20 protein-coding genes are annotated in these 23912 nt (G+C 41.4%); 2 read left to right on the top strand and 18 right to left on the bottom strand.

Features of this window, described 5'->3' with window-relative positions:
• A partial coding sequence (locus PHG87_07265; GenBank protein ID MDD5477973.1) for a hypothetical protein occupies positions 1–12305 on the bottom strand: 12305 nt, incomplete at its 3' end.
• A gap of 695 nt (positions 12306–13000) precedes the next feature.
• Here PHG87_07265 and PHG87_07260 point away from each other — a divergent pair.
• Entirely contained in the window at positions 13001–13999 is a 999-nt protein-coding gene (locus tag PHG87_07260) for a hypothetical protein (GenBank protein ID MDD5477972.1), read from the top strand.
• An 18-nt stretch (positions 14000–14017) separates the two neighbouring features.
• Complete coding sequence (locus PHG87_07255) at positions 14018–14362, top strand: hypothetical protein (GenBank protein ID MDD5477971.1); 345 nt, start codon at positions 14018–14020, stop codon at positions 14360–14362.
• Between the two features lie 46 nt (positions 14363–14408).
• Here PHG87_07255 and PHG87_07250 read toward each other — a convergent pair whose 3' ends face one another.
• The 17 genes from PHG87_07250 to PHG87_07170 all read right to left on the bottom strand — a co-directional run bounded on the left by PHG87_07250 (position 14409) and on the right by PHG87_07170 (position 23865).
• On the bottom strand, positions 14409–14921 hold the full coding sequence (locus PHG87_07250; GenBank protein MDD5477970.1) for an ORF6N domain-containing protein: 513 nt from the start codon (positions 14919–14921) through the stop codon (positions 14409–14411).
• A gap of 126 nt (positions 14922–15047) precedes the next feature.
• Positions 15048–15932, bottom strand: a complete 885-nt coding sequence (locus PHG87_07245; GenBank protein ID MDD5477969.1) for a type II secretion system F family protein — start codon at positions 15930–15932, stop codon at positions 15048–15050.
• Between the two features lie 2 nt (positions 15933–15934).
• Positions 15935–16780 (bottom strand): type II secretion system F family protein, encoded by an 846-nt coding sequence (locus PHG87_07240; GenBank protein MDD5477968.1) that lies wholly within the window; start codon positions 16778–16780, stop codon positions 15935–15937.
• Positions 16777–16947 (bottom strand): hypothetical protein, encoded by a 171-nt coding sequence (locus PHG87_07235; GenBank protein MDD5477967.1) that lies wholly within the window; start codon positions 16945–16947, stop codon positions 16777–16779. The genes PHG87_07240 and PHG87_07235 overlap by 4 nt, the downstream gene beginning before the upstream one ends.
• A gap of 3 nt (positions 16948–16950) precedes the next feature.
• Positions 16951–17208 carry a hypothetical protein gene (locus tag PHG87_07230; protein MDD5477966.1) on the bottom strand — a complete coding sequence of 86 codons (258 nt, stop codon included), beginning with the start codon at positions 17206–17208 and terminating at the stop codon, positions 16951–16953.
• On the bottom strand, positions 17190–18203 hold the full coding sequence (locus PHG87_07225) for a hypothetical protein (GenBank protein ID MDD5477965.1): 1014 nt from the start codon (positions 18201–18203) through the stop codon (positions 17190–17192). The genes PHG87_07230 and PHG87_07225 overlap by 19 nt, the downstream gene beginning before the upstream one ends.
• Positions 18190–18579 carry a hypothetical protein gene (locus PHG87_07220; protein MDD5477964.1) on the bottom strand — a complete coding sequence of 130 codons (390 nt, stop codon included), beginning with the start codon at positions 18577–18579 and terminating at the stop codon, positions 18190–18192. The genes PHG87_07225 and PHG87_07220 overlap by 14 nt, the downstream gene beginning before the upstream one ends.
• Positions 18576–19751, bottom strand: coding sequence for a hypothetical protein (locus PHG87_07215; GenBank protein MDD5477963.1), 1176 nt, complete (start codon positions 19749–19751; stop codon positions 18576–18578). Before PHG87_07215 ends, PHG87_07220 begins: the two co-directional genes overlap by 4 nt.
• 1 nt (position 19752) lies before the next feature.
• Positions 19753–20109: a hypothetical protein gene (locus tag PHG87_07210; protein MDD5477962.1), complete on the bottom strand. Its 357-nt coding sequence runs from the start codon at positions 20107–20109 to the stop codon at positions 19753–19755.
• On the bottom strand, positions 20087–20431 hold the full coding sequence (locus PHG87_07205) for a hypothetical protein (GenBank protein MDD5477961.1): 345 nt from the start codon (positions 20429–20431) through the stop codon (positions 20087–20089). Before PHG87_07205 ends, PHG87_07210 begins: the two co-directional genes overlap by 23 nt.
• 13 nt (positions 20432–20444) lie before the next feature.
• A complete protein-coding gene (locus tag PHG87_07200; protein ID MDD5477960.1) occupies positions 20445–20798 on the bottom strand; it encodes a hypothetical protein in 354 nt (117 codons plus the stop codon).
• Between the two features lie 23 nt (positions 20799–20821).
• The gene (locus tag PHG87_07195; GenBank protein MDD5477959.1) at positions 20822–20989 is read right to left on the bottom strand and encodes a hypothetical protein; all 168 of its coding nucleotides are present in this window, start codon (positions 20987–20989) and stop codon (positions 20822–20824) included.
• Between the two features lie 21 nt (positions 20990–21010).
• On the bottom strand, positions 21011–21154 hold the full coding sequence (locus tag PHG87_07190) for a hypothetical protein (GenBank protein MDD5477958.1): 144 nt from the start codon (positions 21152–21154) through the stop codon (positions 21011–21013).
• Positions 21151–21348 (bottom strand): hypothetical protein, encoded by a 198-nt coding sequence (locus PHG87_07185; protein MDD5477957.1) that lies wholly within the window; start codon positions 21346–21348, stop codon positions 21151–21153. Before PHG87_07185 ends, PHG87_07190 begins: the two co-directional genes overlap by 4 nt.
• 352 nt (positions 21349–21700) lie before the next feature.
• Complete coding sequence (locus PHG87_07180; protein ID MDD5477956.1) at positions 21701–22042, bottom strand: DUF192 domain-containing protein; 342 nt, start codon at positions 22040–22042, stop codon at positions 21701–21703.
• Entirely contained in the window at positions 22039–22776 is a 738-nt protein-coding gene (locus PHG87_07175) for a glycosyltransferase family 2 protein (GenBank protein ID MDD5477955.1), read from the bottom strand. The genes PHG87_07180 and PHG87_07175 overlap by 4 nt, the downstream gene beginning before the upstream one ends.
• A gap of 15 nt (positions 22777–22791) precedes the next feature.
• Positions 22792–23865, bottom strand: a complete 1074-nt coding sequence (locus tag PHG87_07170; protein ID MDD5477954.1) for a radical SAM protein — start codon at positions 23863–23865, stop codon at positions 22792–22794.
• Positions 23866–23912 lie beyond the last annotated feature (47 nt).

The following is a 23912-nucleotide window of genomic DNA, read 5'->3' as shown; positions in this document are numbered from 1 at the left end:
TTTGCTGCTCCTGCTTCTTGTTTTGCTGCTCCTGCTTCTTGTTTTGCTGCTCCTGCTTCTTGTTTTGCTGCTCCTGCTTCTTGTTTTGCTGCTCCTGCTTCTTGTTTTGCTGCTCCTGCTTCTTGTTCTACATCTTCTAGCTTCTCTTCAGTTTTATCAAGCCGGGCTCCAAATTCTTCTTGTCCTTTTTTGATTTCTTCAAGCATTTTTAATATTTGCTCATTACCGTTATAATCCCGATGCTCTCCTAAAATCCTCTGCAACTTTTCGCTGTCCTCAAGCGGCAGGCTCATTAGATAACCTTCTTGTAAGGCTGACTCTAAGGGTTTTATAATTTTTGCGCTTTCTAATAATGGTATGCCCTTTAACATCTCCACTATTAATTCTATCTTGTCTTTATCTGATAAATTTTTTATATCGATAATTTTATCTAATTCCACAGCCAGCTTATTGCCGAGCTTCTCTCTGGAGCCCTCTACTCCGGTGATCGCCCCAAATATTGTCATCTTAGCTGTAAAATCATCGTCGTTATTTAAACCTACTTCATCTATAGACAAAGGCTTGGTCATCCCTAATCTGCGCATCGACTTTATACTATCCTCTGCGTTACGAGTTATTGCATCCCTTATGCGTCTATTCTTCTCGCCAGGATATCTCCCTGCGATAGTTTCACCCGGCCTTCGTTTGCTCTTAAGATCCTCGACCATTTTTTCAACTAAATTACCGATCTTTTTAATGACCTCATAAATCTCAAGAGCCCCTTCATCTCCCCCATCGCGTAAAGAAGGAATGGCTTCAGCATTATTTAAATCAAGGGTGCTCCTGTAGGCCAGAACTGTCTTTGAGGACAGCCAGGAGCTGACCCCTGATAATTTATTAATAAATTGATTTAATACGGGAATTAACGGATTTTTGAACTGAAGAATGCTGATTAACTTCTTTAAATCATTAATAAAGCTAGCGGGGAAGCTATACGCACGAATAGAACCTCGGGTTTCGGCATATTTTGCCTCACCATTGGTTCCTGTTGAAGTTACTTCACTTCTCTTACCTATATTATTGCCGGACGCACTTCTCGCATCCTGCCCTTTTTCTCCATTTCCGGAGTTTGCACTCTGGGCACCTGAGAGTTTCTCAGCTAATTCAACTGCACTTCTTACTGCATTTGCTACACTACTTGATACATTTGAGATAAAAGTTTTGGCGAGGGCCGCGGGCGGAGCCAAACCGCTGGTAAAGCTGGTTAAAACACCAATAGCTTGAAGTCTTATGCTGGGAATGATCGTTTCAATCCCGCTATTATTAGGTAATACGGGCCTGCTGCCAACTAAGGCCTGATTGGAGCTGCCTGCAACCCCGCTATGGCTAACAACATTAACGCCTGGCACATTCTGCCCTCCCGGAGCCAACGGAAGCGCTGGAGATGCCGGCCGCTGCCCTGTCTTGTCTTGCTTATTACCGCCGCGATCCAAAGGATTGTTAGAAAACCCGCTTCCTAATCCAATATTGTAACCGATTGCCTTAGTTATTAATTCTTCAGAATAACCCAATCCTCTTACTTTCGCTATGGCTTCGTTAACCGGCAACACTACTCTGTATTCGGCAATCAATTTGGCCACAGTTTCCACTGTTCCGCCGTCAAACATATAGTCTGCATCTGTCAGAGATCCTTCGGGCCAATGTTTCTGGAATTCATCAGCAAAATTAGCCGTCAATCCTATATAATAATTATATAATTCCTGGCTTAATCCAAGTAAAGAACCTTTAATGTCTCCGCTCTCCCGATACGAGTCAATCACAAAATCTGTCTTTCTGGAAGAAGCCTTGCCCGGGTCAAGCCAAATTATTTCGCCATTCCCATCCACTCCATAATCCAGTAAATACTTATGGTCGGTGTCGATAATCCCCGCGCCCCATTGCCTGTAAATAAACCCGACCAAATTATTTATGGCTTGTTTAGCCTCGGCTATTTTATTCTCGCTTACCAGCTTAGCTAAATGATCATACAATGGCGTGGCAAAATTCTGATTGACCGAAGCTGTCCCATTTCCATATTTATTAAATGCGTTAATACCTAGTGACGCTTCTCCCAATCTTTCTATGGCCAGCTGATAAGAATTAACGGCCTCTTTATCAAAAATTTGTTTATTTACGTTTTCACCATTTATAAATACATTCGCCTGCCCGCCTCTAACCATGCCGCCGTCGCGTTTATCTTCAGCCGAAGTACCTAGTTCATCAGAATTTTCTTTAAAAAATTGTCTTATTGCCTGGGCATTATTTTCTTCAATAGATAGAAGATTCCGAGATTGTTGCTCGAAAAATAGCCTATCTTCCGAAGCATGCTCTTTTTTATTCAAGTATTCTTGGAAAGCAGGCCAATCTGCTAAATATGCGGCGTATTCACGCACAAGCAGAGCCTGTCCTTCTTCTCCTTTAAAATCATAGCCTCCGATTTTAGTTAAGAGCTCCGCGATGATCTTCTGTTTATCTACTGGAATATTATTCCACATTGTATTAACGGCATTTCTATATGCTTCAATTGCCCGGTAAACGATATGTCTTAACTCATGGGTAATTAATGAAGAGCCTCTAACCAAACCAATAATATACCATTCACCGTTTGCTTGATAGTTACTCTCTGTTCCCACAAGCAAATTCTGGCTCAAAAGGGTTTCCTTAAAACTTTTTTCAGAGGGGTTGAGTTCTGTATTACTTAACAGATTAAAAAATCCGACTATTTTATCCATACTATGAGCTGACGCATCAAACCCGTTTTTCTTATAACCCATGATATCTTCTTTAGGATGGCCTCTTAAAATATCCGCAAATGCATCTATCCTGGCAAATATCTCTTTTTTTTCAGCGGAAGAAAGGGATTCTAAATAATAAGCAACAGCTTTGAGGTTGCCACCTATTCGATAAAGTTCACTACGGCTAGATATCTTTGCTAATGATTCTTTTCCTTTAAGTAAATCTGCCGTTACCTGTTGTAATACAAAAACATCCGAACTGGTTGCCGAACCTTTTCCACCAGTTAATTGAGCGATATCTTTTTTGATTGTCTCAAGATGCTCCGGCTGATAAGTATTATCTTTCCTCCAGAAGTGCCATTTCCAAGACCAGAACGAGCCATCTTCTTTCTCAGAAGAAGACATTACGGAATATGCTGCTTTCGCATCGTGCCCTAACCTATGAACGTGCCCTAATTCATGGTTCATTACTCTCTGCAATGCAGTTTTAAATCCTGTTCCGAAGAAATCCCATAATCTACCAAATAAAGGTATTAGTCCGATGGTTGATATAACGCCGCCCATCCACCCTGTAGTATAAGGATGGGTGCTTATGAAAGCGCCTTTGGCCTGCGCTGAACCTTCTCCTAAAATATTGGTAACAATACCGTGTTCCCGGGCTGACAAAGGTATTTTCCCAACAGGCATCACAAATCCTTTGATCCCTCTGTCCTCAAAAATTTGTTTCTGTAAAGGTTTAACCAAATATTCCATCAAGAATTCTGTGGAATAATATCTGCTGGATACCCCCAAAGAAGGATTATCTTGATTGTAGAATATCCCTAAAGAACTTATCAGGCTGCTTTTCACCGATTCATCAAGGAATACCGGAATTTGCACTTTAGCTATCTTATTTTTTTCATAGTATTTATTTTGAATTGCTACTGTATCCTTAATTTCCCTGCTGTTAGCTTTGCCAAAAACAACTACCAGCTCGGGGATTTTTCCTTCTTTAACAACGGCATCTATGTTTTCATTTACTTCCTCACGAATGTCCTCGGCCAAGTCAGCTACATTTAACTTTTCTTTCATCCCCAGCGCTGTCATTATCTTATTCATTATCCCGGATCTTTTTTCCGCAGGGCTTACAAATTTCTGCGCCCATAAAGCTACTTGCAGCTCATCTACATCATTGAGCCTCCCCAATCTTGCTTTCAAAACATTCAATTCATTTGTCCTGGCTATTTGGTGATTCAATAATTTATCGAGCCTGCTTATTTCGTCTTTTAATGCTTTTTCATTTTTTAATTTTTCTTTAAAAGCCTTCTCTATCGATTCTTTCCCGTCGGCCCCCAATACAGACATCATGTCTAAATAGCCGTTTATCTTTTTAAGCTCTTCTAATTTATCTTCCGCTGGGATGTTTTTTCCCGCCATATCCTTCATATATTGGTAGAATTCTAAATTTTTTCTCGACTCCCACACGCCCCTTACTGATGCGGCAATCATCTTATCTAAGGATGACCTTAACGCTGTCCGCATATTTCCCTTTGCGCCATCAGTTTCATAGTATTTTGATAAAAACTCCTTAAATTCGGGTTCAAACTCACCGCTAAAAGACTGAATAGTGCCAATTGCTTTGCCATAACCCAAGGAAAAATTTAATTTTTCTATAAGTTTTGTAAACCAATCTTTCTCTTTATTTTCCTGATTATTGATAAACAAGAATGCCTGCCCAAATCCTAATACGCCTTGACCAATATAATTAGCATTTATCCCTCGCCTTGCTAGCCAATTACTCTCTTTCAAGGAAGGATACATCTGGCTTAAGACTCCGGCAACCGCTGATTCAGTGTAACCACGCCCGATTAAATCTTGTCTTATATCGGCGGCTAATTCTTTGGGAGTTGTTCCATTTTTAGTTTCCAGCGCATCTTGAATTTTCTGTTGTGCCACTACTATAGCCTCCTTGGATTCCGGGGAAGAAACTTTTTTCCTAAGTAATTCTTTAGTTGAATATCTTTGCGCCAAATAATCCCTAAACCGGGCAGCTTCAAGGTTAGGTATGCCTTTAAACCTGGCTATGGCTTCTAACTCGGATTTTACCTTGGCTTTATCAACCCCTGTGCTTCTGCTTGAATCTAAGCCATTCCTGTCTCTGAAAATCTTGTCTTGTTTAAGATAATCCTCAAAAAATCTCTTTTCCGCGGAAGTTAATTTAAATTTTAAAGTATGCTTCGTTTCTCCGCTGCCTTCAGTTATTTCCTTGGAAAGAAGCAAAGGAGAAAAATCTTTGATGACATCATTAAAGAATGTAATGTCACTGTTGAAGCCGCTAATAATCTGCCGATAAGCATTAGAGCGTATTTTATCCGGAGTAATATCAGTGTCTTTGGCGTGTTTGCTCTGAAAAGCTTTGAGCAGCTGGTAAGCCAGATCAGCCCTTTCCGGAAAAACCTCCGTGAACCTAACAAACCGGCCAGCCATGGCATCCTGATGGGTTTCGGTTATAGCCTTGACCAAAGCGTCATTCTTTTTTAAATTCTCGGTTTTTACTAAACTATCTTTCCATATAGTATCCTTCCAGATATCCTTTAATGGCTCTTCACCCGCTGGGCCATTGAAGATAACATTAAAATCTTCCAGGTTTTCTCTATTCCTTCTCAAGGCCTGCCAATAATCAGTAGCTGAAGTATCCTTATCCATAATAAGTGTATACTGGGCTTCTTTTTGAGTTCCTTCGGCTTTCTTAACATCAAAACTAAAGCTGGTTAATTTAGACGGACTGAAGACCACCACTATATTTTTGCCCTCATTCACTCTCTTTTCAAGCTGATCCTTCGGCTTGATTATTTCCCCTGATGGTTCCTTTAATAATTCTAATTTCTCTACTCTCTGGCCATCTACTATTTTAGAAACAGTATCATCAACTTCAATATAGAAAACATCTCTCCCGCCAGCAGCCTTAGACACTTTATTCAGAAAATCAGGAATATGTGTCAGTAAAGCCGGCAGAATAATATTCGGCCTATCGTCGGCTAATTTAAACTTACCATCCCTAATCATTTCTCCATAATCCCCTACTCCGACTTTCCCCTTCTCTATCCTGCCTTCTAAATCAGATTTAACCTTGGCCATAAATTTAGCCGCGTCGCCTTGGTACTTTACCCCTAAAAGATCAGACATAGTCTCGGCGTAGAAAGGAGTGGCCGAGAAAAATGTTTTAGAGGATTTGAAATTGGCAAGAACCGAAATCGGGGAGACTTTTACTGACTCTTCGCTTATTTTTATTTTACTGATAATTTCCCTTACTGGAATATCAATAATGTTATTATCTTTATCTTTCGTCTTGATATCTTTCATCCGGAAACCCAGAACCCAGCGCGAAATTGCCTCTTCCGGAGTTGACCACTGCATTTTTTCATTAATTTTTCCAAAATGCACCGGATGGACCTCGTCTTCCTGCCTCTCGTTTTTCTTCAGGCCAAAACCACCTTCCTGTTCTTCTTTCTCAAACAGGTTCCTGACAAAAGAATTTACCAAAAGCCGTTCAATACTGAAATCTTTATTCTCTGCTTGCGTTACAAATTTATCGCCTAATAATCTCTTGAATTCATTCTCTCCTGCTGTCGTAAGACCTTTATATTCATCAACATATTCCATTTTAATTAATCTATCCCCTAAATTACCATAGCCTTTGACTGTTGTGACTGGCTCACCCTTATTATTTGTAACTTCTTCAAGGTTAGCCAATTCTTGGAATTTTCTGTCTATTTTTTCAGCAACATCAACATATTTTTCATACTCGGCAGGTTTTAAAAACTCTGCAAGAGTCTTGCCGTCAAAACCAACTATATGGTAAGGGGATTGAGAAACCTGATGGATTTCATCGATTATAACTGCCCGGTCATAAATAATTTCAGCCAGCCGCTTGGCCAACTGCTTTTCCGCCTCCCCTTGTGAAGGAACGATTTTTTGCATATTAAGATTCTGTAAAGTGGAGATATCGGTAAGGATAATTTTATCTTTAAAAATCTCATTTAATTTGTCTAAATTATTACTTAAGTAAGAAGATTTAATACTTTCTTCGGTAATTTTTACAAAAGTATAATCTACTCCGCCAAGCTTAACCTTGATTCCATCCACCCCTTCTCCGAAACTGATTTTTTCTCCTCCTAAATTTTTCTCCAATACTTTCTCATATACCCGTTTTAATTCGTTGGGAGAAGCAAATAAACCAAGACTTTCCCGGCCGCCGGAGTGTTTAAAAGTAGTTAAAGCTAAGAATATACCCAGTTCAGTTTTCCCTCTGGAATCTTTAAGTAATTTATCTAACCCCCTAAATTCTGGATTATTCATTGCATCGGGATTCTTTAATATTGACGAGTGGGTGGACAATATGTTGGCTAACTCATCCTTACTTTCCGCGAATCTTACTGAATCTTCGGAAATTTTCTTCCAATCCCAGTTTTTTATTAAATCACCAACTGAATTTTGAAAATTATACCCTTTAGCATTCATTTTTTCCAGAGTATCAAAAATCTTCCGCTCAGCTGTGCCCGCTTTAAGTTCTTTTCCTGCCTCGAAATCGACTCTAAACCCGGAATCAATACCTTTTTCCATCTTTTCCTGGTCAAACTTAAGTACTCTCAGCTTAAATAATTCCCGCATCCCGTCATTCATTCTTTCTTGGCTGATCCCGCTTAAGCCCTGCCCGAATTCTTGCCAATTTTCCCAAAAACCTTTTTCTTTAATCGTTTCAGCAGTAACACCATCTTCATAAAATTTTCTGGCCAATTCTCGCCTTGAATTATCATTCAATCCCGCAATGCTCCCTAGCCCGTTTTCTTTCAGATAGGCAAGTCTTGAGGTTTTGTCTAACGCTTCAATTGATTTTTGTATTTGATTTTGCGTATCTTTAATAACTTCATCTATTTTCCCGATGTCTATATCCTTGATAGCATCCAAAGTTTTCACCGCCCGATTGTATTCTGAATTTGTGCTTATTTTATTCCAAGCCCGGCTTAATCCGTTACCATCTCCTTCTGTTTTAACGCGCTTATATTTATTCAATAGATCCGTCCTAAATTGCCTATTTAGAATACCCTCAACTCCGCCGCCTAAATCCGCTTTCACAAACTTCTCAACAGCTTGATTATAATCTTTAGTTCCAAACCTCCCGGCGATTTCCAGCGAAACTATCTTTTGTTTTATTCCCTCAACTTCAACTAAGTTACTTAACTTCATTTTATAAGCCGTTAATTCCGCTCTCTTTGTGGATAACTCTCTCTTCTTTTGTGAATTTTCGGAATCTGGCTTACGAAGAAAATTACGTTCATTTAAACGAATTTGCTCTTCCACTTCACCTATTTTTAGAGTTACCCCATTCAATTCTTCTCTCCGTTCATTTATCTTCCGGGCTATCTCCAAAGGAAGGGATATCCGTGCCAGATTTACTTCCGACTTTGCTATTTTATTCAGGTTGCCTAAAGTAAAGGAGCTAATCCCTAAAATGCCCTGGCCAACTTCTTTGTATTGCGCCGCTATGCTATTCTTTAAACCGCGGCTCTGCGTAACATCTAAACCTAAAAACTTTCCTATTCTTGTTTCCGCTACTTTTCCGGCATAATGACTATAACCTCCGTAAATAGGAGCAGTTGTAAGATGCATCGGGGTAAGCAGTGCGCCTGAAACTCTTTGGCCAGCGTCAATAAGCGGGGTGTCAAAATGACGCCTGCCTGAAACATCTTTTGCCTCGGGCCGCTTTAAACCAACTGCTTGCCTAAAACCTCCCATCATAAAAAGATTGCCGAAAAAATAATCAGCTCCCTCATATTTATCCTGGCTGGCGGCCGCGTCTCTATGCGCAATGTCAATATATTCAGGCTGAGCGTAAGTTTTAAAATCCACGTCTCTGCGAGCGATAAAACTCGCGACTGGTTTTCCCAAAGAATTAATAACCCAATTGCTAATTTGCGCATTCTTATATCGATCTCCAAAAGTAAATGTATTTATACCCGCAGCAAGCACTGAAGTGGTAAACGAAAACATCGCCACGCTGGGGATAACAACCGCGCCGCGGAAAAATCCTGATAATGCACCATTCCATCCCCAATATCCTTCTTTATTATAACCCGCTTGAGTATAATAAGCGGTTGAATACGTGGTCATAGCAGGAAAACTGGCAAACCCTTCGCTGGTAGCAACCATCTGGACAGGAATAGCAATGGCTCTCCTTACAGGACTGGGGATCATTTCTACTGCTTTACGTAAATTAGGATCCTGAATATCCTGAGGATTAACAAATAAATAAACACCATTTCCAAGCTGGCCGCCCATGGAAATTTTAGACATTTTATCGGCTAATCCTTTATACTTCTCTGCGGCGAATAAGTCTTTATCCCACAATGCCTTTTTCGCCCCTAGAATCTGAAAACCCATATTCAATTCTGTCGCTCTTAGCCAAAAAAGAAGAGGATTATTGCCTGAGAGCTCACCTGTTGCTTGATTAAATTGATTATCTTTATAGATAAATGCAGCATCAAGCGTTCCGAATACACTCCCGTAGAATAGCAGGCGAGGCACAAATTCGGTAATAAGATTCTTGCCAAACCATTTTCCACCTTGATATAGCCCTTTCCCACCTTGATACAACAATCTTGCTGATTTATCTAAAGAACCAAGCGATACCGATGCGCTTTCTTCAGCAAAAACATTTTTCATTCTTAGCGGAATACGGTCACCTATTAACTTCCCTGCTGTAGATTTATATTCGCCCAGCTTAGTTAAAGAAACAGGATTGTTCTTAGCTACATACTTATAAGACGGTTTTAAAGAATCAGATATTGGTTTAAGAGTTTTTCGTTCCAGATAATTATATATCGGCCTTGAAACTTTTTGCTTCATAAGATTAATCGGTTCGTATCTAGTTATTAAGTTAAGCGCCCTTGAATTAGCCAAAGTGATTTGTGTCGAATGAGGTAAAATTCTTGAAGTTAAACTTGAGGAGTGTATCGACGTAACCAATCTCTGACTTTGTCCCCAATTTCTGATGGGCGTATATGATTTCTGCGTTAATCTCAAAGTGTCGTCTGCATAAGACACTGTCCTGGTTGCTTTAATCCCTTTGTTCAAATCAACCGCAACATCTATTCCCCTAATCCCTCTAACTCCTTTGCTCACATCGATTACTGCATCAGCTATTTTGCCTGCCTTTATTATAGACCCGGCCTTTGTTAATATTTTCTCCTCTCCGGCAATAGGAACAAATAAGCTTCCCACAAATCCCCCAACTTCAATTTGCGGCTTCACCGCAGTGTTATATTTGTTTTGCCCATATATTGCAATTAAAGGATCAGCTATTTCTTTTTGCTTCCAATCACCGTATGATTTATTCAAGGATTTAACTAAATCGGTATTATCATAATATTGAGCCCTCAAATTCAAGTACTTTTTCTGGTCAAAACCTGTTAACCCGCCTGTTGCCCAAGTTCCTATCTCAAGTATCCCATTAGGCATTCCCGCGACATTCTCCGCTACACTAATAACTACTCCTTCGCGAACTTTAGCGTCGGCCGTAAAACTTTTACGTACATTACCCACCGTGGAAGAATTATTTAAATAATTATAGGTTGTGAATGCGGCGCTGGTAGCCCAATACTGAGGGGTAGCGGGAACAAAAGATAAACCTGAATATTTAATCGCTGTTTTTGCTATCGCCCATCTTCCAGTCGCAGGATTCATCATCCATTTTCCCGCGCTCCAACCCTTTGTCCCTACCCACTCAAGGCCCTGGCCTACCTTTGGGCCGGCTATTTCTGTGATACGGCTAAGTTGAGGCAAACGAGAAATGATAGGTTCGGCAATACGGCTGACAGAGCCAACCCGGCTAAGTGTACCTCCCGCAAGGCCAACAGCTGAACCGATACCTAAAGTAGCAGCCGTAGTAATTGCGGTATCTGCAACGAAATATTCTGTGGGTTTAATAAAATTATTATAAGTCCCTATTCCGTAGGTTTGCTTTAAAGAGGACTCGGTTCTTCCTTTGGCCCCAGAATAAGCATCGGAGATGGATCTGACTAGACTGGAGCTCTGATAAAGCTTGGTTCCCAGGTTTGAATTAAGGCCGCTGACAGTATCTACCCAGCCGGTAAAATCATATGCACGCTTGGGTACGGTTAAAGCGAAATCGGTTTGCAGGGTATTTGCAGCGCCATAGCTTTTGCCTAAATTTCCTTTGGTGGAGGGGCTAGCCAGATAGTTATATGTGGTTACAGGAACACTGATGGCGCTTAGAGGATTGCTGGGGATGGAGCTTCTTGTCACAATAGAGCTTATGGAAATGCCAGTTACAGACTTAACTGTGTTGTAGACATTGCTTGCGGCAGTATAGGTGCTGCTGGCTTTGGAAACATAAGATTGGGCGGTAGAACTAATGCTGGATATGCTGGATATGCTGGATTTAGCTGTGTTGCTAATAGACGACTTCAATGAATTATACCTGTCGAAAAAACTCTCCTTACCGCTAATTTCCAATGCTTCTTTGTCAGAAAGTAAGGAAATTGCCTTGCTCCCTTGCAATAGCTTAGAATCAAGCAGCAAGCAATTGCCGGTGAAGCCTTTAAGGAAAATCTCCTTGGGCATATTGGCTTCTTCTTTATCTTCTTTATAATAAATTTTATCATTGGTGACGCGGGTTACTAAGACGAAGTGTTCAGATAAGAGATAAGTAATAAAGGGAACTAGGGAAGAGATTGCTTGGCCCCCTTGCAATGATGCCGCGGGGATTTTGACTAAAGCGGTTTTGAGGCCAAAAGATACAGCGGTTTTTTGCAGGGCAAACAGGGACAGGGCAAGTTCACCCTTAAATTCCCTTAGATTGCCTGAGAGAAAATCAACCATAATTGCCCGGGTTGCCAATTCTTCGCGGCTAAGTTTAATCCCTGATTGGACAAATAAAGCATTCAGCGCGTTTATACCGCAGTTGTTATCAACCTGTGTCTTTGGATCCTTAAGCCACAGGCTGATTTGTTTTACTACTGAGCCGGTCAAATAAAGTGACGGTTTCTGGCTGGAGGCGGTTCCTTGCCTTGTGGTAGGGGAGGATTGATCGGGTAGGGAAGTTTTCTTCAGGCCGTTGCTTGCAAAGCGGATAATTTCCGCGCTGCCACTTTGCAGGGCATTGCCGATTTTGTCATAAAAATTGCTTTGGTCCACTTTGCTTGGCTCAGAGGCCTTCGTACTGGTTTCTGATTCTTTAAGAGGCGCAGTTTCAACCACTAAATTTTTATCCAGTTGAACCTGATTTAATTGTTTGTATGAAAGGGAGTCCAGAGAACGCTTGATATTGTCCGCGACAAGATAAGTTAAAAATCCATTTTTACCCTGGTTTACAAAATAAGAATGGTTCCAGATTGTGGTGGGATCATAGCCCATTGCCTGGGCCGCCTGCTCCGGCAGGAATACCGCGATAACAATAAAAGCAACCGCGCGGATCCAAGTCTTAAAACTCGACTTGAATTCTTTTTTGGGTTGCTCAATACTGTCTTCTGTCGGCTGCTGATTTATATTCATCTTTTATTTTCTATAGTATTAAATAAAAAATAAATATTTCCCCTTACCCCAAGACTTTTCATTTTTTTAATGAAGCTTCTTTTCATAAGAGATTACCGGATTTTAAAATGTTTTTAAAATTTCTTACTAAGTTTTCAAATAAAAAAGGCATTTCAACTTACACCCAAATATAACACCCCGCATAGACGCTGTCAAGTAAAAAATCGTCTATTTTGGTAACGTTTTCTTTTGGCGAAAAGGAAGTAACTTTGGTTCGCTTAAGATGATAACAGGTTGGCCAACCTGAGGCCCAAAAACCCCGCAAGATCTATAAAAATAAAGGGGACGGTTCTATTTTTCTAATACTGAGCTCAAGAAAAATATAACCGTCCCCTATTTCAAAAGTAACTTAACCTGATTGGACAAATATTAAGTCAGAATGGACAATAATTTATCTTTAAAATTCAGACTGGACATAATAAATAGGGACAGCGACCATTTTTCTGTAGTAAAATAATAGTTATTCTTAACTATTTCTAATATGATAAATCAGCCCTGACGTTTTGTCGGGGATTTTTATTTTGGCGATCTTTAGAAGAGTATTTTAACTTGAAGTCGCATTTTGGGTTCGGATTAAGAAATTCTGTTGAAAAATTTTCGCATTAAAGTGTTTTTTCCGTATAGAAAATCAATTTCTTGTGGGATAATTCGCATTCATGAAGACAAAACATGCGAAATCCCCTTGTTGTAATGCAAAAGTTTATCGTTTTGGTCAGCGGCGTAGGCAATGTTCTTCCTGTAAACGAACATGGTCGATTCGTCTCAAGAAACGTGGACGGCCGATTATCCGTATCCCTCTGAATGTTTTGAAGCAGATTTTCCTGGAGAAGTATACGCTTATTCATTTAGTTCAACGGCGTCCCGGAATAGAGTTACTGGCTTTCCGCTATCGATTTCGACAATTACTGCAACGTTTTGTTGCTCATCCAGCCCCTCAAAAATTGCCTTCCGGGCCGCGTGTCCTTTTAGCAGATGGCCTTTGGTTCCATTTTCACAGCAAACCTTGGATCCTATATCTCACCGCATTAAAGTCTTGCTCGGGCAAAACGGCTGTTTTCCTGGATCCGATTCTTCTTCCGGGTAAAGAAGGAGCTTACAAATGGAGACGGGCTTTTACAGCTATCCCTCCAGAACCACGATCTCGAATTCAAGCCTTGGTCGTCGACAATCTGCAAGGCATGAAACGTATAGCCAAGAGAGAAGGATGGATTCTCCAACTTTGCCATTTCCATCTGATTTTGAAGCTCCAAATTCAACGAGGCCGCGAAAGACGGATGCTCAAAGGCGGAGGCGTCCGCGAAGAAATCTATTATTTAATCCGCCAAGCCCTGGAAGCTTCAAGCAGACCGCATCTAAATGTTCTGCTAACACGTTTGATTCAGCTGTCCCAGAGTTATTGTGGGACTCAACGCATTCAAGCTATGGTACGCGAGTTCCTTCAATCTATCAGATATTACAGGGCATATCAGGCGCATCCGGAATTAAACTTACCAACTACAACAAATTCGGTGGAAGCAATGTGCTGTATTACCCGAGATTTATTGCGCCGCAACCGTTGCGCTTCCAATCCCAAGTCGCTTTTGCTATGGACCACTGCTTTAATCCGGATAAGAAAGGAGCTAACCTGTAACGGCAAACATTATCAACAAAATTAATTAACCCAACCCCAGATTGTGACCTTAAACAAAGCAAAACCCGCAGCTTCTAGAAGAGACAAGCATATCAAATATCTACCGTATGCTTTTACTGAACATGGTGTAGCTATGCTATCAAGCGTATTGAATAGCGAAAGAGCCATAGGAGTTAATATTCTAATTATACGGGCATTTGTGAAACTGCGTCAGATTCTATCTGCGCACAAGGAGTTAATACATAAATTAGGAGTGCTGGAACGAAGAATCGGAAAGCATGATGAAGCAATACAGAATATTTTTGAAGCGATCCGTCAACTAATGAAGCCGCCCAGGGTAAAAGAGAGGGTAGTAGAAGGTTTTGGCGCCGCCAAAGCAGATAAATAGAGTTAATTAGGGATAGCGAACCATTTTTGAGATCATAAATGCGGTCTCAATTCATCCCAAACCGCGGCTTTGGAGGCTCATCCGGTGGCTCAAGCAATTTTTTAATCGCCTCAAATATTACCTGGATATCTGTTTCATGCAATTGGTATTTTTGTTCCAATTCCTCAAGTTTCTGGGCTAAATCCTTATGCGTTAGTAACACCTCGCGCAGCTTAACGAATGCCCGCATAATAGCGATGTTAACCTGCACTGCACGTTTAGAATGCAATATACCAGAAAGCATCGCGACGCCCTGCTCAGTAAAAACATTCGGAGGTTTTCTCGTTCCACCCCAACTTGATGTTCCAAATTGGAACTTCAAGATTGTAACTTCTTCTCTTGTAAGTTGGTACATAAAGTCATTCGGGAAACGATCCCTGTTCCTTTCGACTGCTTTATTCAAATCCCGCGTCTTTACGCTATACAACTCCGCCAAATCCCTATCCAACATCACTTTCCTGCCACGTACCACCAGAATCTTTGTTGCCACTACTTCTGCAGAAATATCTTTTGCGCTCATTTAAGCCCCCTTTCTATCGCAATAGACGCAGCAATAGATGAAATCTAACTAAAATAAAAGGACCGAATCTATTAGATCCGGCCCCGTCTTATCCAAAATAATGGTCGCTGTCCCTATTTACTATTTCTAAAACTTCATCATCCCGCCCTTGGTAAACTGGATCAAAATAGGGCCGGCCACAATGATTAGAACCACCGGAAGGATAAATATTAGCAGGGGGAATAAGAGCTTAATCGGGGCTTTCAAAGCCATTTCTTCGCCTTTTTGGAACCAGCGCAGGCGGATCTCCTCTGACTGCATCTTCAATGCCTCGCTTATCGGCGTGCCGATCCTGTCTGCCTGCAGAAGAGTCCTCACAAACGAGCTGATCTCAGGGTTATTAATGCGGGCGGACATATTCTTTAACGCGTCACGCCGGGAAATGCCCATTTGGATTTCGTTGGTCATTATCTTCATTTCTTCAATAAGCGCGCAAGGCCTGAATTCCTGGATTACCCGGTTAACCGCCACCATAAAATCCAGACCGGCCCCCACGCAAATATTCAAAAGGTCGATTACCAAAGGCAGGTCTTTTACAATCAAGGCGCGTCTTTTCTTGATCCGCTTATTCAGCCAGATATCCGGTAAAATAAAACCGATGCCGGCGCAAAGCAGCAGCAACGCTGGTTTTGCTTGAGCGATAATCAGGGCAGCCAACGGCACTGCCGCGGCCATTAAAAATTTGAATACCATAAATTGGCTGACGCTCATTATTTTATTTGAGGAAGTTAACCGTTTATGCAAATCGCTCGTAGGTAAAGAAAGGCTTGATTTGCCGAACAAACGCTCGATAAAACTGGCTGGCCCGCTTAAAATATTTTTAAAATTAAATGCCTTCTTAAGCCCCGACCCCGGTCCGCCGGTAATCTCGGAAGGCAAATGCACTTCTTCGACCAGCTTTCGATTGGAAACGTAATAAGCCACAAATCCGATACTGGTAAACAAAAATAAAATAATCAGCGCCAGTTCCATCTTTATATCTCCACCCGGCTTAATTTCCGGATAAGGATTACCCCGATTACTTCGGAAACCACCGCCCAAACAAGCAGCATCTGGCCGGTTTTATCACTAAACATTATGTCAAAATTGTGCGGGTTAATGAAATAAATGAAAATCGCGAACGCGATTGGCAAAAGCCCCATAATCGCCCCTTGCAGGCGGCCCTGCACAGTCAGTACTTTTACCCGGTCATCTAATTTTCTTTTTTCCCTGATGGTCTGCACTAAGTTGGCGAAAATTTCAGTCAAGTCACCTCCGGTTTCCCGGGAAATGCTTATGGCGGTAGTCAATAATTCCAAATCATCCAGGGGAATCCTTTGCTTGAGATGCGCCAAACAATCCTCTAAAGTCACGCCCATTTTATTTTCTTTGATCACCAAGGCGAACTCATCACTGATTGGCGCGGGCATCTCTTCGGTAAGTACTTCAAATGCCTGGGGTAAACTCATCCCTGCCCTAAGAGAACTGGAAAGAAGCATAAGCGCATCTACCAGCTGCCTGGCAAAATCATTCTGCCTTTTGCGCCCAACATTTTTAATCCATATCCGGGGCAATAACAAACCCAGTCCCGCGCCCACCAAAACACCCAGCAGGTTATGCGAAATAATGAATCCCAGCGCGCCCAACGCCAGAGGCGTAATCGTAAACATCGGCAGTAAACGGTGTTTTTCGGTATAAATAAACATCTGATGCAGCTCTTTGGAGGCTTTCTCCATGCGTTTACTCTGGAGTTGAGAATAGCGGCCTAAAAGCAGGGGAATTAATTCATAGGCCAAACCGCCGATCGATCCGAAAATAAGCAAGATAATTAGTAGTCTCATTTTAGAAGCGTTTTATCCGTCTGCCTGCCAAAACCAAACACATCTCCGGTTTCCTTCCAGCGTCCATTAACCGCCCGTTTAACATAAACCTGCATTGCCAAAAGTCCGGCAATCACTATGGCAATCAATAAACTATATTCTACCACGCTCATCCCTTTTTTTTTCATTTTTTATTTCTTATGGAATATATCTAGAGGATAATCGCTTTGATTATAGAAATCCACTATCACCGGGTTAATTGGATCACCGGGCTGATTAAACCATTGCCACTGTGCAGCGCGAGTCTCTTCATACGCTTTATTCCGGTTAACGATGGTGTTTCCGAACCAGACAAATATTTGCGCGGTTGCCACCAAGAAAAGAATGGTGCAAATAAAAGCGGTGACAAACTCAAGCGCAACTTGGGCTTTTACTTTTGTGTTGTCCATGTCGAAGGAACACCTCCCCTCTCAAAAGGAAAATTAATCTCTTCCACCCCTGAACTACTCCTAATTTTATGGGTAATTGTCGTGGGATTCCCGGCTTTATCCTTAAAACTGTATGTGCTGGTGCTTATAGTTTTCCCGGGAGTCTCTTGTATTGTAATAGTTCCGCTGCGCCGGATATCCTGCTTATCCTCCAATAATAGCCCTTGAATATTAGCAGGAGTTACATCGGGAGTACCATTCATATCAACATCATTATTTAATTGCATATAATTAGGGTTGATCTCTCCTGAAGATGGACTTAATAAATATATCTGGTCAATGGGCGTCCCATCACCGCCATTGGGCGGATTAGTCCTGACTCCGATAATCTGAAATTTTATATATCCCGGCGTCGGGCCCGCCGTCTTCAAATAAAGCTCAGTAATTACCTCTTTATCTTGATTCGGTAACAATACCATAGCCTGTTGCGGCGAATCCGGGGTAGGCTGGTAATTCCTTACATTTACCCAGGTTATTAACTGTGGCGCGGTATTACCAGGCAATATAACATAGAATGGATAAGCATTATCAATATAATTATAACCGGCGGTTTTATATTCACGTTCCGCTCTGTTTGCAGGATTCCGATCATTAAATACGTATTTTATCGTGGGCAAAAGCGGAGGATTGGTAACATTGAGATATCCATCCTGCATAGTATTGCCCCAGGTTACCTCAGCGCCGCCTTCCACCGGAACGATACTACCCGCGCCAAACATATCGCGGGGATCCGGTATATGCCTATCATCAACCAACACAACCGAAGCTGAGGCATCCGGCCGGTTGGTATTAGTATAGGCCTGCGCAAGGGCGGTGCGAAAAGCGCGCATCTGTATCTCCTGCTGGTAATTATAACGCATCCCATAACTGATAAAAAAGGAGAGCACCAATAAAAGTACCGAGCCAAAAGTAGCTAACTCAGTCAAACTCTGCGCCTTTTTATTAAAATAAGCCATTTTCAAACTCTCCTAATGTTTCTTGTCCGTCTTTTGTAGTGGTTTCATCAATACTTGTATCTGTCTTTATTCCGTATACAGGTAAATCATACTCATCATTTAAAGGAACGCCGGGCGCCCTGTTTAATGGAGTTAAACTTTGCGTTACCGTTGTAGTCGACGTTGTTTGCGTGGTAATATTCGAATCCACGTTCAACGGCGTATACTGCTCACCGGTCTCATCCGCTGCCTGCCTTAATTTCCCCTGTATTCCCCGCCTGATGTAAAACTGCATACCTAAAAGCGCTGCCACTACGCAGGCAACGACTACGGCGTATTCTAATGTCGATTGCGCCTTTGCTTTGTTTAATCTGTGTTTTCTAACCCGTGTTATCATTGGTGCCCCGTCACGTTGTTACCAGCATTTAAATTATTATTATTTAAACCGGTTTTGTCCCTAGCGCCGAATGTGTTTGCGTTTTCCAATTTATAAACCGCGGTCCATGCTCCGGTAACATGAGTCGTGTCATGGTCGATGGTCTTTGTTGTCATCGGAGAAGCAACCGTTGCCGGGCCAGTGGTTGGAAGCACCGGGCTTATTGTTACTATCTGGTTTTGCCCATAAATGTTGCCGTCGCTGCCGATTATACCCGTAATCTCCTTGGTTACCGGATCGGTTACATAACCGCTGTAGGTCCTGAGCACAGTGAGATTACTATCTACGGTTGAGATGGGAAAACCATCCGGTCCGAATTGGGTAAAATCCCCCGTGTGCAGATTCTCTCCGCCGAAAAGTATCTTGTTTTTGATATCGGTGGTGAATGTATAATAGTAGACCATATTGCCTTGCACTTCTGCCTGGATAAATCCTGGAATATTATTTTGTACCATTTTCACCTGATACGCTGTCATCGCCGGATGCCAATTCGCCGCGGCTAAATTTTGCGGGCTGATGCTATGCTTTGAAACAGTATGTACGATAACTTTTTTGTCCGCCGTAAATTTCAACGGATGATCTTTCTGGTCAAAGGCAACCAGGCCTAATTCCATCACTCCACTTTGGACCATGGATTTATTCGCCGCAGTATTTAATGAGAGTATTTCATATGGAGCATAGTCAGCCCTTGCCTGCTTGGGAGTAAAACTCTGAATTAAATTGCCGTTTTTATCATAAACCGCGTCAACATAACCCTCCCAGTCATAACTGGTAAAATCACCGCTGGCTAAGTCCTGCCCGCCAATAACTGTTTTATTATTAAGGTTGCTGCTATCGGAATAAAGATTATAATAAACTTGGTTGCCGGTTACCTCAGCCACAAAAAATCCGCCGTTGAGCTTATTATCCGCGTACGCGATGGCAACGGGATTCCACTGCGCACGGGGTAAAATGCTTTTGGCACTGCCCGTATACACAACTGAATCTCCTTTTTCACCGGCTAATCTGTCGGCAGAGGTCTTCACTATACCCTGTATGCCCCGTTTAATATAAATCTGCATACCTATACCAGCTAAGGTAACTAGGGCAATCACCAACACATATTCATTTATGCTCTGGGCTCTTTTACGCATTTTATTGCACATCCCTTGTGGCTGTGCCTTTAACTGCCGTGCTATCCTCAACAAAATCCCGATTCATTTTGCCGGGGGAACTGCTAGTTTCATTGGTTATTTTAGACTGGCTGACTCTAAATCTGTCCTGAACATAGTACGGCTCATATTGTTTCGGGCTTGTAGCCAATTGAGCCGCGCTTGCGGCCTGTTTAGCCGCCTGGTCAACCAATTCTTTGTATCTTCCCTGCAAGCCTCTTTTTACATAAATCTGCATCCCCAAAAGCGCGGCTAAAACTAGTGCCAAACAAACGCTATATTCAGCTACGCTTTGCGCCCTGCGTATCCCGATTGTTTTATTTACTATACAAGCTCTCATTCTGGCCCCAGGCATCAATCGTTTCGTTGGCAACACTCTCTTTTTTCTGCACCCTACCAGCATTAGAACCATCGCCTAAATCAAGATACTGTTGGGTTGTGGCTCCGCCTGTAGCAGTCTGTTGCGTATAACTCTTGTTGGTTACGTTAAATGTTGCATTATATTTGCTAGGGTCATATTGCTCGCCGATATCATCACTGGCTGATTTCAATCTTCCGGCGTAACCATGCTTCATATAATGCTGCATCAGTAAAAGCCCGGCAATTATCACCGCGGTTATCAATGCGTATTCCAATGTGCTCTGGCCCTTTTTGTTAAACATCTTATTCACCTCCTTAATCAGCTCCGGCTGTGCTATTGACTTTCTCAGTTCCTCCAATATCAACCGTGGTTGCTTCTTGTACGTTAGAGCGGGTAATCTGGCCGCGGTTACCCAGTGTTTCCTGAGCAGTTCTGGCGCTTTTTACTTTTGTGTCAGACTCAGTATAATACGGTTCATACTGGTTGCCGCTAAAACTCAAACTGGCACCTCCCACATCTGGTAGTGCCTGGCCGGTATTCCTAACCGCCTCATGCACCCTTCCCTGTAAGCCCCTTTTAACGTAAGTCTGCATTCCCACTGCTGCCGCGATTATCAACGCGATAAGTATCGCGTATTCCGCTGTATTCTGGCCCTTTTTGTTAAACATCTTATTCACCTCCCCTAAAATAATTATTTTGGCAATTGCCCTGTAGCATTATTAATACTTTTTGAAGCATCATTTAATCCCTGATCAACCGCGGGTTTAATCCACTTGGTCGCCGCTAGAGCAACCGCTATAACTATGACGGTTAATACAATCACGTACTCCAAGATACTCTGGCCCTTTTTGTTACGCATCTTTAACCTCCCTCCTTCTAATTACTGCGCATTTATCTGCTCTTCAATTACGTTAAAATTTGCCTGTACCGAACGCTGCATATACGCATTCATCGCCAAAAATGCCGCTGCCACAATGGCAATTAATAACGCGTATTCAATTGTGCTTTGCGCTTTGTTTCTCATTTTACTATCTCCGTAACCGCGGCATTAAAAGCTTTGTCACAAGAATCTTTTATCTTACCGAAATACGGCCCAAAAATTAAAACAGTCGTCACTACAACTGCCGTTAATATGACATATTCAAATATTGATTGCGCTTTTTTATCAGAAAAATTTTTTTGCGCAAGATGGCTTCTATCGGCCTTTTTAAAAGCCATTATAAACTGCATAAAATAATTCATTCTTAAACTCTTATTATCGTCGAGAAACACCTTTTTATTTTGCACTTAAAGATTACCACGCTGAAGAGTGCTTGTCAAGTAGATATGCCTCACAAAAGAAAGCGTTTCCAAGATGTTAAAGTCGCAGAAAAGGATCAATCCAAAACTGATTATTTTTGGCCCTTATTCGCTTAATTCCAGGTTTTTTAATAATTTTTTAAGGATGACTCGCGTATAGAATAAATCTAAGATTCGGTTTTTTGAATTATGATGAATTTTTTCATTTGGTGGGCGATTTTATACAGATTGGACATTATTTTAGGAATTTATTGTTTAATTGGACATTTATTTATTCGATTTTAATGCTATCCGCTAATTTTGTTTGAGTAAGCCGGAGGGTATCCGCGGGCAGTTCAATAGCTAGAGAAGCGCCAAAATAAACAGAGGTAATGTGAAAAGGCCTAAACACAGGAAACAAACCAATAACCTTTCCATTTTTGTCTAAAAATAAGACATCTATGGGAAAACCCATAAAAAATGTATGTATACTGTTTGCCGGTTTTAGAACGAGTGCTTCTCCTTTTTCCAGTGAATTGCGGTTAAGCAACCCTACCAGCCGCTTCCAGAAGGTATCCGCCATCCTTGCCTTATCTGCTAAGACCGCGTTTTTGCTTAAATTAATAATCTTCATTTTCTAATTACCCCCTTAATCTTATAATCCGGTTCATGGTATTCCCTTAAGTTACGGATATCATATAATGAAATGCGTAAAAAAACAAATAGGCACTCAAATAATCTGTTGTGTATATTGTATTTTGACTTTCCAAATCTTCGTGGACGATGATTCACTTCAACTTCTCCAATCTTATATCCCAATTTAAACATTAGTAAAGTAAAAAATCTATGCATTCCTTTAGACAAATAGACATCCTTTAAGGCTTCTTTTTTTAAGATTCTCATGGGACAGCCAAAATCATGGATATTCTGCTTTACCATAAGCCGAAGAAAAAAAGAAACAAGATTAGAAATAATTACCTTAATCCGGGGATCTTTTCGGTTATGCCTCCAGCCACAAACAAGATCATAGCCCTCTTGCAGCTTATCCAGCATACGGGGGATATCCTCAGGATCATTCTGCAGGTCGCCATCCATGGTAATGATAAACTTTCCCCGGGAAATATCAAACCCCGCCTGCAAAGCCGTAGATTGTCCTCTATGTTTATCTAAGTCGACAATGACTAAATTCGCCGGGCTTAAGTTAATACTCTTTAGCATATCCAGGCTCTTGTCGGTTGAACCGTCATTTACAAAAATAGTTTCATAAGCTTGCCCTAATCCATCCATAACTTTCTTTAAAGAATAGTAGAGCTGGGCGGCTGCCTGTTCTTCATTGTATACCGAGATGATGACCGAAAATTTAAGCACCTTACTCCCTTTTACTCAACTAAAAATGGCTCTGATAATATCACCGCTATATATCCCGTTAGGAATGACTTCGCACTTTGCCCAACAGCCTGGGCACCTGCGGATATCCTGCCGGTATTTTGCAATATTTTTATTCTTGAACCAGAATTTTTTAAAATTCAACTCTGCCAACAAATTTCCTGCGATTGCGGGATTATACAGGCACACCGGGACGTCGCCATTGGGAAGTATACGTAAGTGGCTGCGCAAAGCAACGCATTCTGGTTGAGTATGGTTTTTCCCGCGCAATAAATGCTCGCGTATTTTTTTAAGATAATATTTGGCGGTTATCTTTTCAGCAAAATTATCCCATCCTGACGGGTCTTTTTCAAATATGTTGAACATCTCTATAATCTGCTGTTGAGAAAAACCCCCCAATACGCTTGTTTTACATCCTTCCGGAATTTTGTCAGAATAATCATCCGCCGCATAAAGCGGCGGACTGGAATAGGCTAATACCGGATATAATTTTACATGGTATTTATTGCAAATCCCCCTTAAGCCCTGATAATCATTGAAACACTCCTGTGATACTATTGTTTGATTGACCCCCAGATAAAACCCGTATTTTTGTTTTAAACCCGATAATTCGGTTAAGGTTAACATCGCTTTATCGTATGATTCATTATCCGCCCTTATCCGGTTGTGCTCTTCTTTCAGCGCGTCAATTGATATTTTTATATGGATATTTTGCGGATTTTTAACATTTTTTATAAAATCCAGGACCCTTTTTGTCAACGTGCCGTTGGTTGTAATATGAATTACCGGGGGTTTGGTATATTTATCGATAAGGTCAATTATTTGCGTAAGGTCGTCTCTTAAAAATGGCTCTCCTCCGGTTATCCGCACAGCATCCAACGGCCTTAACCGGCTGAATATGCCGCCAATCTCATCTAATGCCATTTCATATTTTTTCCCCTTTTTCCATATGCCGCACATTAAACACCGCTGGTTGCATCTCCAGGTAACGATAAAAGTAACCAGGGACGGATAAGGAATAATCCCCAACCGGTTTTTTGACAGAATAAAAAGAAATCTTAAGTAATTCATTATTGGACTTGCGCTAACAATAAATATAGGATAAAATTAATTTCATT

The organism is Candidatus Omnitrophota bacterium (genome assembly GCA_028716245.1).
GTDB lineage: Bacteria > Omnitrophota > Gorgyraeia > Gygaellales > Profunditerraquicolaceae > UBA6249.
The sequence above is the reverse complement of the archived record's forward strand: the minus strand, read 5'-3'. Positions and strand labels throughout refer to the sequence as shown.

Excerpts from the sequence above, each read along its gene's own strand:
- PHG87_07260 (MDD5477972.1), top strand. The coding sequence starts at position 13,001 with ATGAAGACAAAACATGCGAAATCCCCTTGTTGTAATGCAAAAGTTTAT.
- PHG87_07250 (MDD5477970.1), bottom strand. The coding sequence starts at position 14,921 with ATGAGCGCAAAAGATATTTCTGCAGAAGTAGTGGCAACAAAGATTCTG.
- PHG87_07245 (MDD5477969.1), bottom strand. The coding sequence starts at position 15,932 with ATGGAACTGGCGCTGATTATTTTATTTTTGTTTACCAGTATCGGATTT.
- PHG87_07240 (MDD5477968.1), bottom strand. The coding sequence starts at position 16,780 with ATGAGACTACTAATTATCTTGCTTATTTTCGGATCGATCGGCGGTTTG.
- PHG87_07235 (MDD5477967.1), bottom strand. The coding sequence starts at position 16,947 with ATGAAAAAAAAAGGGATGAGCGTGGTAGAATATAGTTTATTGATTGCC.
- PHG87_07230 (MDD5477966.1), bottom strand. The coding sequence starts at position 17,208 with ATGGACAACACAAAAGTAAAAGCCCAAGTTGCGCTTGAGTTTGTCACC.
- PHG87_07225 (MDD5477965.1), bottom strand. The coding sequence starts at position 18,203 with ATGGCTTATTTTAATAAAAAGGCGCAGAGTTTGACTGAGTTAGCTACT.
- PHG87_07220 (MDD5477964.1), bottom strand. The coding sequence starts at position 18,579 with ATGATAACACGGGTTAGAAAACACAGATTAAACAAAGCAAAGGCGCAA.
- PHG87_07215 (MDD5477963.1), bottom strand. The coding sequence starts at position 19,751 with ATGCGTAAAAGAGCCCAGAGCATAAATGAATATGTGTTGGTGATTGCC.
- PHG87_07210 (MDD5477962.1), bottom strand. The coding sequence starts at position 20,109 with ATGAGAGCTTGTATAGTAAATAAAACAATCGGGATACGCAGGGCGCAA.
- PHG87_07205 (MDD5477961.1), bottom strand. The coding sequence starts at position 20,431 with ATGTTTAACAAAAAGGGCCAGAGCACATTGGAATACGCATTGATAACC.
- PHG87_07200 (MDD5477960.1), bottom strand. The coding sequence starts at position 20,798 with ATGTTTAACAAAAAGGGCCAGAATACAGCGGAATACGCGATACTTATC.
- PHG87_07195 (MDD5477959.1), bottom strand. The coding sequence starts at position 20,989 with ATGCGTAACAAAAAGGGCCAGAGTATCTTGGAGTACGTGATTGTATTA.
- PHG87_07190 (MDD5477958.1), bottom strand. The coding sequence starts at position 21,154 with ATGAGAAACAAAGCGCAAAGCACAATTGAATACGCGTTATTAATTGCC.
- PHG87_07185 (MDD5477957.1), bottom strand. The coding sequence starts at position 21,348 with ATGGCTTTTAAAAAGGCCGATAGAAGCCATCTTGCGCAAAAAAATTTT.
- PHG87_07180 (MDD5477956.1), bottom strand. The coding sequence starts at position 22,042 with ATGAAGATTATTAATTTAAGCAAAAACGCGGTCTTAGCAGATAAGGCA.
- PHG87_07170 (MDD5477954.1), bottom strand. The coding sequence starts at position 23,865 with ATGAATTACTTAAGATTTCTTTTTATTCTGTCAAAAAACCGGTTGGGG.